Annotated in this window: 13 protein-coding genes; 7 read left to right on the top strand and 6 right to left on the bottom strand. The window is 71.4% G+C overall.

Annotation, left to right across the window (positions count from 1 at the left end; all coding sequences use genetic code 11):
• Positions 1 to 20: 20 nt before the first annotated feature.
• Genes FHW79_RS27310 through FHW79_RS27295 form a run of 4 tightly spaced genes read right to left on the bottom strand, consistent with a single transcriptional unit; the run spans position 21 to position 3,191 of the window.
• Entirely contained in the window at positions 21 to 1,469 is a 1,449-nt protein-coding gene (locus FHW79_RS27310) for a type II and III secretion system protein family protein (protein WP_183181819.1), read from the bottom strand.
• A 30-nt stretch (positions 1,470 to 1,499) separates the two neighbouring features.
• On the bottom strand, positions 1,500 to 2,378 hold the full coding sequence (cpaB, locus tag FHW79_RS27305; RefSeq protein WP_211108507.1) for a Flp pilus assembly protein CpaB: 879 nt from the start codon (positions 2,376 to 2,378) through the stop codon (positions 1,500 to 1,502).
• On the bottom strand, positions 2,369 to 2,941 hold the full coding sequence (locus FHW79_RS27300; RefSeq protein ID WP_183181818.1) for a prepilin peptidase: 573 nt from the start codon (positions 2,939 to 2,941) through the stop codon (positions 2,369 to 2,371). The genes cpaB and FHW79_RS27300 overlap by 10 nt, the downstream gene beginning before the upstream one ends.
• 37 nt (positions 2,942 to 2,978) lie before the next feature.
• Positions 2,979 to 3,191, bottom strand: coding sequence for a Flp family type IVb pilin (locus tag FHW79_RS27295; RefSeq protein ID WP_183181817.1), 213 nt, complete (start codon positions 3,189 to 3,191; stop codon positions 2,979 to 2,981).
• A 720-nt stretch (positions 3,192 to 3,911) separates the two neighbouring features.
• Here FHW79_RS27295 and FHW79_RS27290 point away from each other — a divergent pair.
• The 7 genes from FHW79_RS27290 (at position 3,912) to FHW79_RS27260 (ending at position 12,257) form a co-directional block, all read left to right on the top strand.
• Positions 3,912 to 5,081, top strand: a complete 1,170-nt coding sequence (locus FHW79_RS27290) for a cytochrome c peroxidase (protein WP_183181816.1) — start codon at positions 3,912 to 3,914, stop codon at positions 5,079 to 5,081.
• Positions 5,082 to 5,255: 174 nt separating this feature from the next.
• Positions 5,256 to 6,536 carry an imelysin family protein gene (locus FHW79_RS27285; RefSeq protein WP_183181815.1) on the top strand — a complete coding sequence of 427 codons (1,281 nt, stop codon included), beginning with the start codon at positions 5,256 to 5,258 and terminating at the stop codon, positions 6,534 to 6,536.
• 166 nt (positions 6,537 to 6,702) lie between these two features.
• Entirely contained in the window at positions 6,703 to 7,959 is a 1,257-nt protein-coding gene (locus tag FHW79_RS27280) for a di-heme oxidoredictase family protein (RefSeq protein ID WP_183181814.1), read from the top strand.
• 34 nt (positions 7,960 to 7,993) lie between these two features.
• A complete protein-coding gene (locus tag FHW79_RS27275; protein ID WP_247884628.1) occupies positions 7,994 to 9,106 on the top strand; it encodes an imelysin family protein in 1,113 nt (370 codons plus the stop codon).
• 3 nt (positions 9,107 to 9,109) lie between these two features.
• Entirely contained in the window at positions 9,110 to 10,249 is a 1,140-nt protein-coding gene (locus FHW79_RS27270; RefSeq protein ID WP_183181813.1) for a DUF1513 domain-containing protein, read from the top strand.
• Positions 10,250 to 10,382: 133 nt separating this feature from the next.
• Positions 10,383 to 10,640 (top strand): hypothetical protein, encoded by a 258-nt coding sequence (locus tag FHW79_RS27265; protein WP_094306058.1) that lies wholly within the window; start codon positions 10,383 to 10,385, stop codon positions 10,638 to 10,640.
• A gap of 33 nt (positions 10,641 to 10,673) precedes the next feature.
• Positions 10,674 to 12,257, top strand: a complete 1,584-nt coding sequence (locus FHW79_RS27260) for a gamma-glutamyltransferase family protein (RefSeq protein ID WP_183181846.1) — start codon at positions 10,674 to 10,676, stop codon at positions 12,255 to 12,257.
• A 45-nt stretch (positions 12,258 to 12,302) separates the two neighbouring features.
• On the opposite strand, the gene FHW79_RS27255 is transcribed toward FHW79_RS27260, so the two are convergent.
• Together FHW79_RS27255 and FHW79_RS27250 are read right to left on the bottom strand one after the other, a co-directional pair.
• Positions 12,303 to 13,643 carry an amidase gene (locus FHW79_RS27255; protein WP_183181812.1) on the bottom strand — a complete coding sequence of 447 codons (1,341 nt, stop codon included), beginning with the start codon at positions 13,641 to 13,643 and terminating at the stop codon, positions 12,303 to 12,305.
• Positions 13,644 to 13,680: 37 nt separating this feature from the next.
• A complete protein-coding gene (locus FHW79_RS27250) occupies positions 13,681 to 14,748 on the bottom strand; it encodes an Ldh family oxidoreductase (protein ID WP_211108506.1) in 1,068 nt (355 codons plus the stop codon).
• Between the last annotated feature and the right edge of the window lie 138 nt (positions 14,749 to 14,886).

The following is a 14,886-nucleotide window of genomic DNA, read 5'->3' as shown; positions in this document are numbered from 1 at the left end:
GCTGTGCTCCGCGAAAGGGGTCATTGGAGGCTGAAGCCGGCGTCGCCATGCAGGCGGGCGGCGCCCGGCCCGATCATCATCGGGGCAGCGCCGGAGCCGCTGTTGCCACCTGCCGGGGGATGCAGGCTCTGGGCGCGGTTCAGGAAGATCCGCTCCACGTCGGTCGCCGCGACAAAGCCGTCGGTCGGGGCGGAGAGCGCGTTGGCGGCGGACACCGGACGGACGAGGTAGGGGGTCACGACGATGACCAGCTCCGTCTCGTTGCGGCGGAACTTGCTGGAGTGGAACAGCGCCCCCAGCACCGGCACGTCGCCCAGCCCCGGCACGGCGTCCAGCGTCGCCGAGGTGTTGTTCTGGAGCAGGCCGGCGATGGCAAAGCTCTGCCCGCTGGCCAGCTCGATGGTCGTCTCGGCGCGGCGCACCGACAGGCCGGGGATGCGGATGGAGTCGACCACGACGGCGCCGTTGTTGGTCAGCTCGCTGACCTCCGGGCGGACGCGCATGCTGATCTGGCCGGCGCCCAGCACGGTCGGGGTGAAGTCCAGGCTGACGCCGTACTTCTTGAACTGGATGGTGGTGGTGCGGTCGTACTGGGCGATCGGGATGGGGAACTCGCCGCCGGCCAGGAAGCTGGCCGTCTCGCCGGACAGGGCGGTCAGGTTCGGCTCGGCCAGCACGGTGATCAGCCCATCCTCGGCCAGCGCGTCCACCACCGTGTTGATGTCCACCCGCCCGTTGCTGGAGCGGTAGCTGCCACCGATGGAGTTGGTTGGGGGGATGGCGCGGATCAGGTTGCCGGCGGCGTCGAGGATGGGCCGCCCGGTGGCGATCCCGAAGGCGAAGGAGCCGATGTTGAACATGCTCTCGAAATTGACGCCCAGCTCCTTGGTCACTTGGCGCGACACCTCGGCAACGCGGACCCGCAGGTTGACCTGGGCCGGGGAGGCGACGGTCAGGCGGTTGGTGACGGTCTGCCCCTGCCCGACGTAGCGCTCGGCCAGTTCGACCATCTGCCGCGCCGTGGCGGGGGAGGAGACGGTGCCGGTCAGCGTGATGCCGTTGCCGGTGCTCTGCACGTCGATGGCGGCGTTGGGCACCTGGGCGACCAGCTTCGACCGCAGGTCGCCGACCGGCATGGTGACGACGACGCTGAAGGAGGCCAGCGGCTTGTTGTCCGCCGACAGGGCGTAGACGCTGGCCCGTCCCGGCGTCTTGGCGACGATGAAGAAGGCCTGCGGACCGGACGCCTGCACGTCGGCGATCTCCGGGGCGGAGGTGAAGACGCTGGCCGCCGGGGCCGGCAGGTTGACCGGCTGCCCGCCGCCGACCTCCAGCGTGATTTCGCGGGGGCGCTGCTGCGCCTGGGCGGGCGACATGGCCAGAGCCGCGAAGAGTCCGGCGAGAAGGACCGCCCCCATGAACTTGAAGGCCGTGACCCGGCTTGTGGTGTTGATGGTTGCCATCGTCATGAATTCGTCCCCCCTGGGTCGGCGCGCCGGTCAGCGTTCGAGTGTTTCCGTCTTGGAGCCGCGGATGATGAGCAGCGCCGGACGGCGGGCGGCGGGCGCCTCCGCGCTGTGGGGTGCGGGAAGCTGGCGCAGGGCGGGCGACACGTCCTCGGCCCAGGTGGGGGCGGAGGCGGGCTCCGCCTCCCCGGCGGCGAGGACGGTCTCGTCGGCGAGCAGGCTGCGCAGCGCCAGCGACAGCTTGCCCATGGTGGCGGCGACGGTCACCGTCTCGCTCTGGCGGGCGGTGACCTCCAGCGTCACGGTGCGGGGAACGCGGCCGTCCGGCCCGCTCTTCACCATGCCGGCCTCGCCGAGCTGCTGGTCGATGGCGATGACACGCAGGTTCTGGAGCACGGTTTCGCCGACCGCCCGGCTGCGCAGGTCGCGCCCCGCCTGGGATTCGAAATTCTGGGTCAGGATCAGGTCCACGCGGTCGCCCGGCCAGATCAGCCCGCCGGTCGCGCTGACCGCGTCCACCGCCACCGAGACGGCGCGGCTGCCCGGCGACAGGACGGCGGCGAGGAAGCCGCGCTCCCCCGGCGCGACGATGTGGCCGGCCATGATCGGCTCGCCCGCCGCGAAGGACCTCCGGGTGACGGCGCCGCTGTAGGCGCCTTCCGCGACGCGGCCCCGCACCATGTAGCCGTCCACCAGACGGCCCGGCGGCCAGGGCTCCCAGCGCAGATCCTCGGCGCGCAGCAGCATGCCGGTGGAGATCGGGCGGGCGGCGACCAGAACGGAGTCCATGGGCGCCTGGGGCGCCGGGACCGCGACGGCGGCGGTCGGGGCCGGCAGCATCGAGAAGGAGACGTAGCCCACCAGCGACAGCCCGACGAGCAGCAGGGACAGGAAAAGCACTCTCAGAACCATGCCGCTCCTCCGGTGGGGTTGGAGAGGGTGAGCAGCCCGCCGGCGGCCAGGGCGACGCCGTAGGGCACGGAATGGCGGGTGGCGATGCGGTGCGCCTCGGCGGCCAGGATGCGGGCCGGCAGACGGGCCGGGCCGGAGAGCCCGCCGAAGCGGCGCAGCAGCCGGCGCGCCGGGCGCGCGTTGCGCAGGACCAGCCACCCGGCGAGATAGAGGAGGGACAGGACGCCGCCGGCCAGCGCGGTGGCGGTCGCGAAGGGGGCGGCCCGCTCCACCCCGACCAGCAGCAGGATGGCCGAGGCCAGCTTCACGTCGCCGCCGCCCAGCCAGCCCCGCCCGTGCAGGGCGCACAGGACCAGGAACAGCGCGGCGGCAGCGGCAAGGCTGACCCAGGGAAAGGGGGCGCCTTGCCAGAGCGGAAGCGCGAGGCCGAGGGTGGCGAGGACGACGGACACCGTGTCGGGGATGATGCGCCGGCACAGGTCGTCCGCCGCCGCCCAGCCCAGCGCAAGCCCCGCCATGGGCAGTGCCAGGGAGAGGGGATCGAGGACCGCGATCGTTTCCATGGCGGGAGCTTTGCGTGGGAGGGGAGAGGTGCGGCGCTTACGGGATGGTCGTCGAGGTGCCGCTGACCGTCGTGCCGATACCGGTGAACAGGGTGCTGACGTTGGTGCCGAAGGTGCGGGCGCCGCCGATGATCACCAGCGCGACCAGCGCCGCCGCCAGACCGTATTCGAGGGCAGTGATGCCCTTGCGGTCCTTGGTCGCGGCCTGGACCGGGAAAATGATGGCGCGGACGTTGGCAAACAGGGTCATTGATTGTCTCCGTTGATAATTGTGATGCGAAGGGCTTTCGCTTCAATGCGGTGAAGCGGAGGGGCTTGATTACTGATTTTCGAGGAATGCACGGCGTCTGTGATTTGAAGGATGGCGAAGGCCGGCATTTTAATAAACCTATCGATTGGGGTAGTCCGGCGGGCCGGCGCCGTTGTCTTTGTCATCCGAAACGCAACTTTCCGCGCTGTCTCCAGCAAAGGGCGGGCATTGCGATGCGCAAGGGCGTCGCGTCAAAGAAACGGGGAGAAGAACGCCATGTGGAGAGGCGAAGGACAGGCGGATTGCCTTGAAGGGAATTGTTTAGAATTTAAAGTGATTATCGGATTATGCCGGTGTTGCGCCCGTGTGGGTGATGCCGCTCCCTTCGCGGCGTGCGGAGAATTTGGAGTCCCGACGGTGGTGCCGCCTCACCCCGGAATGGCGGCAAGCCCACCGGTTGGCGAAGCAGAGTCGGTAGCCGGGTCGGGGTACCCTTTTTCGTGAGGCTCAAGCGCCCGGTCCGGATCGTCCGTCCGGGAACGGGACCGGACGAACGGGGCGGGGAGTTAATCCCACCGGTCCTACGACCAGTGGCAATAGGTCGCACGTTCGTGATAATGAGAATAACTATCATCCAGGCCGAAGGGCATGGATACTGACCGGCAAGCCCCGCCATGGATTGCCGCCGTGGGCCACCGCCGTCAAGGAGCGAGAGTCAGGATGTCATTGTTCGGCAAATATGTCGCGCCGGCCGCGGTGCTGTCCTCTGTGTTGATCGCTGGCCTGTTGATCGCCGGTGGCTCCGGCTTGGCGGCCGATCCGGCGGATTTGCAGAAGGCGAAGGCCGAACTGGGCAAGGCGCTGTTCTTCGACAACAACCTGTCCTCAACGCGCAGCCAGTCCTGCGCGACGTGCCACAACCCGGAATTCGGCTTTGCCGACCCGCGCGGCGCGGCGTCGCTGGGGGCGGACGGGAAGTCGCTGGGCGACCGCAACGCGCCGACCGCCGCCTACGCCCACCTCGCCCCGCGATTCGGCTTCAAGGCCAGTGGGGTTCCCTTCGGCGGGCAGTTCCACGACGGCCGGGCCGCCACCCTCCAGGAGCAGGCCGGCGGGCCGCCGCTGAACCCCGCCGAGATGGCCATGGCCTCCAAGGCGGAGGTGCAGGGGCGGCTGAAGGAGAATGCCGATTACGCGCGGAGCTTCGTCGCGCTTTACGGCGCGGGAGTGCTGGACGACGCCGATCGCGCCTACGACGCGATGACCGACAGCATCGCCGCCTTCGAGAAGACCGATGTCTTCTCGCCCTTCGATTCCAAGTACGACCGTTATCTGCGCGGCGAATACAAGATGACCGGCGAGGAGGAACTGGGAATGACCCTGTTCTTCTCGCAGCAGTTCACCAACTGCAACGTCTGCCACAAGCTGAACGCGATGCCGGCAGCGACGAACGAGGTCTTCACGAACTACGAGTACCACAACATCGGCGTTCCGGTGAACGCGGAGCTGCGGGCGGCCAACGGCGTGGCGGCGACTCACATCGACCGCGGGCTGGCCGAGAACCCGGCGCTGAAGGGCCAGAAGGCTTATGAAGGGAAGTTCAAGACGCCGACCCTGCGCAACGTCGCGGTGACCGGCCCCTACATGCACAATGGCGTCTTCAAGGATCTGGAGACCGTCGTCCGCTTCTACAACAAGTACAACAGCCGCAAGCCGGCGGACCAGATCAACCCGGAGACCGGCAAGCCCTGGGGCAATCCGGAGGTCGCCGCCACCGTCTCCATCAAGGAGCTGGAGGAGGGCCCGGCGCTCGACGACCGCCGAATCAAGGCGCTGGTCGCCTTCATGAAGACGCTGACCGACGCCCGCTACGAACCGCTGGTAAAGTGAGCGCAGGCGGGCGGGGCCGTCACCATGGCCCCGCGTTCCGCCGCAAAATCGGCTGCATGCCCCCTGCATCGCGATTGCATCTTGACAATGAGAGTGATTAGCGGCGCATGTTGAGAATGCTTCGCACTTTCATGGCTCTGACGCCAACGATCACCGACGCTTGAGGAGACCTTCATGTTCAAGCACGCCTCCGGCCTTGCCGCCGCGGCTCTCATCGCGCTGGCGCCGCTCGCCGCCGACGCCCAGACGGCCAAGCCCGCCTACAAGGACGTGGTGAAGACCTACGCCGACATCGCCCAGGCCAGCTACGAGGACTCCGCCAGCACCGCCAAGGCGCTGAAGAAGGCCGTCGACGCGCTGGTGGCCAACCCGTCGGAGGCGACGCTGGCCGCCGCCCGCACGGCGTGGCTGAACGCCCGCGTCCCCTACATGCAGACCGAGGCCTTCCGCTTCGGCAACCCGATCGTCGACGAGTGGGAAGGCAAGGTCAACGCCTGGCCGCTCGACGAGGGCTTGATCGACTATGTGGACGACGGCTACGCCGGCGGCGACAGCAACCCGTTCGCCAAGGCCAACGTGATCGCCAACCCGAAGATCAAGGCCGGCGACAAGACCATCGACGCCCGCAAGATCACCAAGGAGCTGCTGGCCGACAAACTGCACGAGGCCGGCAAGGTCGAGGCCAACGTGGCGACCGGTTACCACGCCGTCGAGTTCCTGCTGTGGGGCCAGGACCTGAACGGCACGGGTCCGGGCGCCGGTGACCGCAAGGCGACCGACTACGCCAAGGGCAAGGACTGCACCAACGGCAACTGCGACCGCCGCGCCCAGTTCCTGACCGTCGCCACCCAGATGCTGGTCGAGGATCTGGAGGAGATGGCCAAGGCCTGGGGCGCCAAGGGCAAGGCCCGCGCGTCGGTCGCCAAGGCCAAGGAGTCGGAGGGCGTCGCCCGCATCCTGACCGGCCTCGGCAGCCTCAGCTACGGCGAACTGGCCGGCGAGCGCATGAAGCTCGGCCTCATGCTGCACGATCCGGAGGAGGAGCATGACTGCTTCTCCGACAACACCCACAACTCGCACTATTACGACCAGGTCGGCATGGTCAACGTCTACAACGGGCGCTACACCCGCGTGGACGGCAAGGTCGTGACCGGCCCGTCGCTGTCGCAGTACGTCGCCGCCACCGCGCCGGAGGCCGACGCCAAGGTGAAGGAGGCGATGACCGCCACCACCGCCGCGATGAAGGTCATGAAGGACACCGCCGATAGCGGCAAGATGGCCTACGACCAGATGATCGGCACCGACAACGCCGAGGGCAACGCGATCATCGCGACCGCGGTGGACCGTCTGGTCGACCAGAAGAAGGCCCTGGAAGGCGTCGTCGCCGCCCTGGGCGTCTCGGTCGAGTTGGCCGGTTCGGACAGCCTCGACAACCCGTCCGCTGTCGGAAAGTAAGACGTCGGCAAGCAAGCCGGCGGACCACGGGCCGCGGCCCTTCCTTCCCGCGTGGGGCGGCGTTTCCGCTCCCCGCCGACCGCCCGCGCGGGGGGAAGGGCCGCGGCCCGGCCTTTCTGCTCTTCATGAAATGGGGCCCTCCGCCCGACCGATGCCCGCCCGATCGATGAAAGCCCGCTTCGCCTTCCTGCTCGCTTTTCTGCCGGCCCTGCCGGCGGCGGCGGGCGACCTCGACACCCGGATCGGCGAGAAGCTGTTCCGGCGGATGTGGGTTAGCGCCCCGACGGTGACGCACGCCAACGACGGGCTGGGGCCACTCTACGACGCCCGCTCCTGCGCCGCCTGCCATCCAGCGGCCCGCCAGGGGCGTCCCCCCGACCCGGACACGCCCGACGACCGCGGCGTCGGCTACGCGCTGAAGCTCAGCGGCGACCCGGTTTACGGGCGGCAGATCCAGACCAACGCGGTCCTCGGCTTCGCCATCGAGGGCAAGCCCGCCCTGAGCTACCGCGAGGAGGCGGTGCGTTTCCCCGATGGCGACACGGCGACACTGCGCCGGCCGGTGGTGACCGTCACCGATCTCAACTACGGGCCGCTGGCCGCGGTGACGGCGATCTCCGCCCGCATCGCCCCGTCCGTGCGCGGCATGGGCCTGCTGGAGCGCATCCCCGAGGCCGACATCCTGGCCGGCGCCGATCCGGAGGATCGCGACGGCGACGGCATCGCCGGCCGCCCCAACTGGGTGGCGCCGGAGGGCACGCGGCAGCTCGGCCGCTTCGGCTGGAAGGCCGTCCACCCGACGCTGCACCGCCAGAATTCGGAGGCCTTCAGCCTCGACATCGGCATGTCCACTCCGGCCTATCCCGAGCCCTGGGGCGACTGCACCCCGGCGCAGACCGAATGCCGGAACGCCCCGCACGGCGACTCCCCGCAGTATGAAGGGCTGGAGATACCCTCCACGGTGATCGGGCTGATCGACGGCTATCTGCGCACCCTGCCGCCCGACGGCGGGCTGGAGGCGCCGCGCGATACGGCGGGAAGCGCGCTGTTCGCCGCCACCGGCTGCGCGTCCTGCCACCGCCCCTCCTTCACCACGGCGGAGGACGCCGCGCATCCCGCGCTGTCCCGCCGGACGATCTTCCCCTACAGCGACCTGCTTCTCCACGACCTGGGCGAGGATCTGGCCGACGGCGTGGCGATGGGCGACGCGCGGGGCCGCGACTGGCGCACGACGCCGCTGTGGGGGATGAAGCGGCTGGCGGAGTCCGACGGCACACTGGCCCTGCTCCACGACGGGCGGGCGCGCAGCGTCACCGAGGCCATCCTGTGGCACGGCGGCGAGGCGGACAAGGCGCGCGGCGCCTTCATGGCGCTGCCGCGCGGCGACCGCGAAAAGTTGGTGCGTTTCGTTCTGGGGCTCTAAAGTCCACACGGTTTGAATGGCATAGGTGATTAGGATGCAACGCCGTCGCATGATCGGCCTGATGTCGGCCGCCGCCCTGTCGATCCTTCTGCCGGGCCGCTTCGCCCTGGCGGCGCGGGAGCCGGCGGGGGACGCCCCCGTGCTGGGCGGGCTGGTCCGAACCCACGCCCTGCCGCGCTTCGACGCGCTGGCCGGTGCCGCCGGCATCTACGCGGAGCGGCTGGCCCAGTTCGCCGCGGCGCCGACCGCGGATGGGCTGGATAGCTGCCGCGCCGCCCACCGCGCCGTCTACGACGCCTGGGCCGGCGTCCAGCACCTGCGCGCCGGGCCGCTGTCGATGGAACTGCGCGCCGACCGCATCGCCTTCTGGCCGGAGCGGGCCGGGGTGGTGCAGCGTCAGATCCTCGCCATGCTGAAGAACCGCGATCCGAAGCTGCTGGAGCCGGGCGGGCTGGCCCGCCAGAGCGCCGCGGTGCAGGGGCTGACCGCGCTGGAGCGGCTGCTGTTCGACGAGGGCGTCACCGCCGCGTCGTTCCAGGGGGATGAGGCCGGGCGTTTCCGCGGCGCGCTGGCCGCCGCGGTGGCGCAGAACGTCCTCGCCATCACCCGCGAGGTCCGCGACGGCTGGAAGGCGCTGGAGGCGCCGCTGACCGCCGGGGAGCAGACGGCGCTCGGCCCCGATGCGGGGGCGGCGGTCAACGTGCTGTTCACCGGGTCGCTCACCGCCCTTCAGGTGGTCGCCGACCAGAAGCTGCTGGCGCCGCTCGGCCCCAACGCCGAGGAGGCCAAGCCTGCGGTGGCCGAGGCGCTGCGCAGCGGCCAGTCTGCGCGCAACGTCCGCATCAACCTGGAGGCCCTGCGCGCCCTGCTGCTGGGCGAGGGCGGCGGCCCCGGCCTGACCGCGCTGCTGCCCGCCGGCGATCCCGGCGCGCAGGCCCGCCGCGCGCTGGAGGAGGGCTTCACCGCCGCGGTCCGCGCCGCCGAGGCGATCCCCGCGCCGATCAACGTCGCCGTCGTCGATCCGGCCAAGCGCAAGACCGTGGAGGCGACCCTGCAACGGACCAAGGACCTGCGCAACCTGCTGACCGGCACCGTCGCGCCGCTGCTGGACATCAGCATCGGCTTCAACGAACTGGATGGAGACTGAGCGATGGACGCAACCCGCCGGGGCACCCTGCTCCTGATCGGCGGCGGCCTGCTCGGGGGCGGCCTGCTTGGAGGGGGGCTGCTCGGCGCCCTTTTGGGGCCGGCGCGGGCGGAGACCGCTGGGGGCACGCTGTTCCTCAACGCCTACGCCACCGCGGCGGCTTCGCCGGACTATGGCGTGGCGGCGCTGGATGGGGTCGGCGGCGTGCGCTTCACCACCCCGACGCCGGGCCGCGCCCACGGCATCGTCGTCCACCCGACGCGGGCCGAGGCGGTCGCCTTCGCCCGCCGTCCGGGCCGCTGGTTCATGCCGCTCTCTCTGGCTGATGGGCGTCCGGGGCCGGTGATCCGCGCGCCGGAGGACCGCCGCTTCACCGGTCACGGGGCCTTCTCCACCGACGGGCGGCTGCTCTATGTGGCGGAGGATGACGTGCCGCGCGAGACCGGGTCGATCGGCGTCTACGACGCGATGGACGGCTACCGCCGCGTCGGCGCGATGCCGACCCACGGGCTGGGGCCGCACGAGCTTCTGATGATCGCCGACGGCACGGTTCTGGCGGTCGGCAACGGCGGCGTCATCACCCACCCGGACACCGGGCGGGCCAAGCTGAACCTGGACGAGATGGACTCCTCGATCACCTACGTCGAGGTAGCGAGCGGGAAGCTGCTCGATCAGGTGCGCCTGCCGGAGGAGCACGCGAATCTCGGCATCCGCCACATCGCCGCCCTGGCCGACGGCGGCATCGCCTTCGGCGCCCAGGACGAGCGGCCCGTCGGCATGCTCCAGCCGCTGACCGGCACGCACCGTCCGGGCGGCGGCGCCGTGCGCCTGTTCGAGACTCCGGACGAGGAGCTGTCCCGCTTCGAGGGCTACATCGGCAGCGTCGCCGCCGACCGGGGCAAGGTCGCGGCCAGTTCGCCCAAGGGCGGCATTATCGGGCTGTGGGACGACGCCACCGGCGCGTGGCTGGGGGCGGCGGCGCTGCCCGACGGCTGCGGCATCGCCCCGGACGGCGACGGCTTCCTGGCGAGCAGCGGGCTGGGCACCCTCCGGACGGTCGGTGCGGCGCCGGCCCTGCCGGGCGATGACCTGCGGCTGGCCGACTTCCGCTGGGACAATCATATGACTCGTCTTGCCATATGACGCGCATTGCCACATGACGCGCCGTCCGTAAGCCTCCCTATGAAAAAGCGCCGGGCGGCGGCCTGTACGGTGGCCCGCCGCCCGCGGTGCTGGTAGGCTTGGGATCACTGCCAAGACACTGCCGCCGGACGCCATGATCGTCGATGAATATCTGGGGTTTCGCGCCGGGGACGAGGTTCTGGACCTTGCGGAACTGACCGCGGGAACCGCGCGCATCAAGGAACTTCACCTCGTGCCCAGCGACTGGGCGAACGGGCCGACCGTCATTGCCGTGATGGTCAACGGTGCCGAGCGGTATGTCATCCAGCTCAAGAAGGTGCAGATCCACGCCGCGAAGGAGCCGGAGACCCGGAACCGCCGCGTCATCCCCCTGCGCCGCGACCCGCACTGAACCGTTTCCCGTCCCGGAGGGCGCCCCGTCGTGATGCGTGACTTCTGCCGGCCCGGGCGGTCGGCGCTGGTGGCGACGGAGGCCGCGGTGGCCACCTCGCACCCGCTGGCCAGCGCGGCGGCGCTCGACATCCTGGCGGTGGGCGGCAACGCCGTGGACGCGGCCATCGCCGCCGTCGCGGTGCAATGCGTGGTCGAGCCGCACATGACCGGCATCGGCGGCGATGCCTTCGCCCTCTACGCCCCGGCGAACGGGCCGGTGGTGGCCCTCAACGGCAGCGGGCGGGCGCCCGCAGCCGCGAGCGTGGAGCGTCTGGCCGGGCTGGGCGTCACCGGCGAGATCCCGCGCCACGGCGGCCACGCCGTCACCGTGCCGGGCGCCGTCGCCGGCTGGACGCGGCTGCACGCCGACCACGGACGGCTGCCGCTCGACCGGGTCTTCCTCCGCGCCATCCGCTACGCCGAGGAGGGCTACGGTGTCTCCCCGCGGGTGGCCCAGGACTGGGCGGCGGCGGTCCCCCTGCTGGCGGCGGACGAGGGCTGCCGCGCCGTTTTCCTGCCCGGCGGCCGCGCCCCGCGCGCCGGGGAGCGCCACGCCCAGCCCCTGCTCGGGCAACGGCTGCGGGACATCGCGGCGCGTGGTGGGGCGGCCTTCTACACGGGGGCCACGGCGGAATCGCTGGTCGGTTTCCTGCGCGCCCGCGGCGGGCTGCACACGCTGGACGATTTCGCGGCGGCGCAGGACGGGGCGGAGTATGTGACGCCCATCGCCACCGACTACCGCGGCTACGAGATCCTGGAATGCCCGCCGAGCGGCCAGGGCCTCGCCGCTCTGATGATCCTCAACGCACTGGGCGGCTTCGACCTGTCGCCGTCGGTCGGCGACGCCGACCGCCACCATCTGCACGCCGAGGCGACCAAGCTCGCCTATCACCACCGCGACGTCCTGGTGGGGGAGGGCGGGCCGGAGGCCGCCACGGCGCTGCTGTCGGCGGAGGCAACGGCGGCGCTGCGCCGCCGCATCGACCCGGCGCGGGCCCAGGCCCCCACGCTGTGGACGGAGGCGGAGCACAAGGACACGGTCTGCCTCAGCGTGGTCGACCGCGATGGCAACGCCATCTCCTTCATCAACTCGATCTTCCACAGCTTCGGCAGCGTGCAGCTCGACCCGGCGACCGGCGTCCTCCTGCACAGCCGCGGCACCTCCTTCCGCCTGAGCGAGGGGCACCCCAACGCCCTGGCGCCGCGCCGCCGCCCGCTGCACACCATCATCCCCGGCCTGATCCGCAAGGGCGGGCGCACGGTCTGCCCCTTCGGCGTCATGGGCGGCCATTATCAGGCGGCAGGGCACGGCGCCTTCGTGTCGGCGCTGCTCGACCGCGGGCTGGACGTCCAGACGGCCATCGACCAGCCGCGCAGCTTCGCCTTCAACGGCGTGCTGGAGATCGAGCCCACCGTGGCGGAGGACACCGCGGCGGAGCTGGCGCGCCGCGGCCACGCGGTGGTCCGCCGGGACGAGCCGATGGGCGGCGGGCAGGCGATCTGGATCGACCACGCGGCCGGCCTGCTGATCGCCGGCTCGGACCACCGCAAGGACGGCTGCGCCCTGGGATTCTGAGGGGGCGTCTGACAGGGGCGGGCTTGGTGCGTCGCCCCCTTCGCGTCAGGCGCCCACCACCGGCTCCACCGCGGCGGCGATGGACAGCAGGCGGCGGTCGGCCCCCGCCGCGCCGACCAGCATCAGGCCGCTGGGCAGTTCGCCGGCCCGCTGCATCGGCAGGCTGATGGCGCAGCGGTCCAGGAAGTTGAACAGGGCGCAGTTGCGCAGCAGCAGCAGGTTCAGCCGCGTGAACGCCTCGTCCTCGGCGAAGGCGTCGATGCGCGGCGCCAGCAGCGGCACGGTCGGCATCAGCAGCGCGTCGTAGTCCGCCGTGGTCCGGTCGGTGCGGGCGATCAGGTCGGCGCGGCGCTGTGCCACCTCGATGTAGTCGACGGCGCTCATGGTCCGGCCGCGCTCGATCCGCACGCGGACGCGGGGATCGTAGAGGTCGCCCTTCTCCGCCAGCAACGCGCGGTGCCAGTGGGCCGCCTCCGCCGCGGGCAAGCCGCCCTTGGCGTTGGCCGGGCCGATCTCCGCCAGTTCCGCCATGGGAATCTCGACGATGCGCGCCCCGGCTTCGGACAGGCGGCGGCAGGCGGCGTCGAAGGCGGCGGCCACCGCGTCCTCCATGCCATCGAGGACCACCGTCTGCGGCACGGCGAAGCGCAGCCCGGCCAGCCCGACGGGCGGCGGCACCCACTCCGCCTCGCCGGCGAGGACGGCGTCGGCGATGGCGCAGCACTCCACCGTGCGGGCGAGCGGCCCGATGGAATCAAGCGACCAGGACAGCGGCAGAGCGCCGCGCAGCGACACCCGGCGTTGCGTCGGCTTGAAGCCGACGAGGCCGCACAGCGCCGCCGGGATGCGGACCGAGCCGCCGGTGTCGGTGCCGAGCGCCAGCGGGACATGGCCCGCCGCCACCGACACTCCGGCACCCGACGACGAGCCGCCGGGGATGCGCGCGGGATCGGCGGGGTTGCCGGGGGTGCCGTAATGCGGGTTGATGCCGACGCCGGAGAAGGCGAACTCCGTCATGTTGGTCCGCCCCACCACCACCGCCCCGGCGGCGCGAAGCCGGGCCACCGCGTCGGCGTCGCGGGCGGCGGGGTCGGCGCCCTCCAGTGCCCGCGACCCGGCCCGCGTGACGTGCCCGGCCTCGTCGAACAGGTCCTTGACCGAGATCGGCAGCCCGGCCAGCGGGGAGGGGCGCTGTCCGGCCCGACGCAGCAGGTCCTGGGCGTCCGCCGCCGCGCGGGCTTGGTCGGCGTGCAGGGCGGTGTAGGTCTTGCGCGCCTCCTTGCCGCCGGCCGCGATGGCGGCGAGGGCGGAGTCGATGAGCTGGCGGCTGGTGGTTGCGCCGTCGTCAAGCTGGCGGGACAAGGTGGCGATGGTGGGCGTCGTCATGGCGGGAACCGACCGGGTTTGAAGGAGGGACAGGGTATCAGGCATCACCGGCCAGGGCGCGCAGCTCGGCCAGCCGGGCGGGGGCCAGCGGGATGCCGTCGCGCAGGGTGCGGGCGCGGCGGGCGTAGCGGCGCTCGCCCGGCATGCGGTCCTGCCCCGCCTGTTTCACTTCTCCGATCAGGTCGGCGACGCGGTCGGCGAAGGCCCCCGTCCCGCCGCGCTCCGGGTCGATGACGATGAAGAGCTGGCCGGTGCAGGGCGTCTCGGCGCCGGGATGGGCCGACCAGTCGACCTCGCGCGAGTATTTGCCGCCGGTCAGCGCCGCCGCCAGCACCTCGATCATGAAGGCGATGGAGCCGCCCTTGTGCCCGCCGAAGGGCAGCAGGGCGCCGCCGTCGAGGACGGCCTTGGGGTCGGTGGTCGGCTTGCCGTCTCGGTCCACGCCGGAGCCGGCGGGGATGCTGTGCCCCTCGCGCGCCGCGATGCGCACGTCGCCGTTGGCCATGGAGCTGGCCGCCTGGTCGAAGACCATCGGGTCGCCGCCGGCCACCGGCGTGGCGAAGGCCATCGGGTTGGTGCCGTAGACCGCGGCCTTGCCGCCCGGCGGCACGACGCAGGCGAAGCTGTTGACGAAGGAGAGCGCCACCAGCCCCTCCCGCGCGAAGGGCTCGACGTCCGGCCACAGGGCGCTGAAATGGTGGGAATTGCGGATCGCCATGACGGCGACGCCGCTCTCGCGCACCATCTCCAGGAAACGATCGCGGGCGGCCAGGAAAGCGGGTTGGGCGAAGCCGTTGGCGGCGTCGATGCGCAGGAAGGCGGGACCGGCCTCCTCCACCGTCGGTTCGGCCCGCCCGTCCACCCAGCCGCTCTTCAGCGAGCCGACATAGCCGGGGATGCGGAACACGCCGTGGCTGGTCGATCCGTCGCGCTCGCAGGACGCGCAGTTCTCCGCCAGGATCGCCGCCACCCGCTCCGACGTGCCGTGGCGCAGGAAGATGCGCTCCAGCAGCGCCACCAGATCGGCGAAGGCGACCGGCGTTCCGGTTTCCGCGGTCTGGGCGAAGGCCGCGGCGGCGCGGCGGCTGGGGGTCTCGTCACTCATGCTCGTCCCTTCCGGTTCTCGTGCTCTTTGTCTTAGTTCTCTTCTTGCGAGCGTCCCGGATTCTTGCCGATCCGGTGACCGCCGGGCGCACCATAGCGCGCCGCGGCGGCGCGGGCGAAAAGGAATGGCGTCCGGGTG

The sequence above is a fragment of the Azospirillum sp. OGB3 genome (genome assembly GCF_014192915.1).
Lineage (GTDB): Bacteria > Pseudomonadota > Alphaproteobacteria > Azospirillales > Azospirillaceae > Azospirillum.
This window is presented reverse-complemented; position numbering and strand designations above follow the sequence as displayed.

Excerpts from the sequence above, each read along its gene's own strand:
- FHW79_RS27265 (WP_094306058.1), top strand. The coding sequence starts at position 10,383 with ATGATCGTCGATGAATATCTGGGGTTTCGCGCCGGGGACGAGGTTCTG.
- cpaB (WP_211108507.1), bottom strand. The coding sequence starts at position 2,378 with ATGGTTCTGAGAGTGCTTTTCCTGTCCCTGCTGCTCGTCGGGCTGTCG.
- FHW79_RS27295 (WP_183181817.1), bottom strand. The coding sequence starts at position 3,191 with ATGACCCTGTTTGCCAACGTCCGCGCCATCATTTTCCCGGTCCAGGCC.
- FHW79_RS27310 (WP_183181819.1), bottom strand. The coding sequence starts at position 1,469 with ATGACGATGGCAACCATCAACACCACAAGCCGGGTCACGGCCTTCAAG.
- FHW79_RS27255 (WP_183181812.1), bottom strand. The coding sequence starts at position 13,643 with ATGACGACGCCCACCATCGCCACCTTGTCCCGCCAGCTTGACGACGGC.
- FHW79_RS27275 (WP_247884628.1), top strand. The coding sequence starts at position 7,994 with ATGCAACGCCGTCGCATGATCGGCCTGATGTCGGCCGCCGCCCTGTCG.
- FHW79_RS27300 (WP_183181818.1), bottom strand. The coding sequence starts at position 2,941 with ATGGAAACGATCGCGGTCCTCGATCCCCTCTCCCTGGCACTGCCCATG.
- FHW79_RS27250 (WP_211108506.1), bottom strand. The coding sequence starts at position 14,748 with ATGAGTGACGAGACCCCCAGCCGCCGCGCCGCCGCGGCCTTCGCCCAG.
- FHW79_RS27290 (WP_183181816.1), top strand. The coding sequence starts at position 3,912 with ATGTCATTGTTCGGCAAATATGTCGCGCCGGCCGCGGTGCTGTCCTCT.
- FHW79_RS27260 (WP_183181846.1), top strand. The coding sequence starts at position 10,674 with ATGCGTGACTTCTGCCGGCCCGGGCGGTCGGCGCTGGTGGCGACGGAG.
- FHW79_RS27280 (WP_183181814.1), top strand. The coding sequence starts at position 6,703 with ATGAAAGCCCGCTTCGCCTTCCTGCTCGCTTTTCTGCCGGCCCTGCCG.
- FHW79_RS27285 (WP_183181815.1), top strand. The coding sequence starts at position 5,256 with ATGTTCAAGCACGCCTCCGGCCTTGCCGCCGCGGCTCTCATCGCGCTG.
- FHW79_RS27270 (WP_183181813.1), top strand. The coding sequence starts at position 9,110 with ATGGACGCAACCCGCCGGGGCACCCTGCTCCTGATCGGCGGCGGCCTG.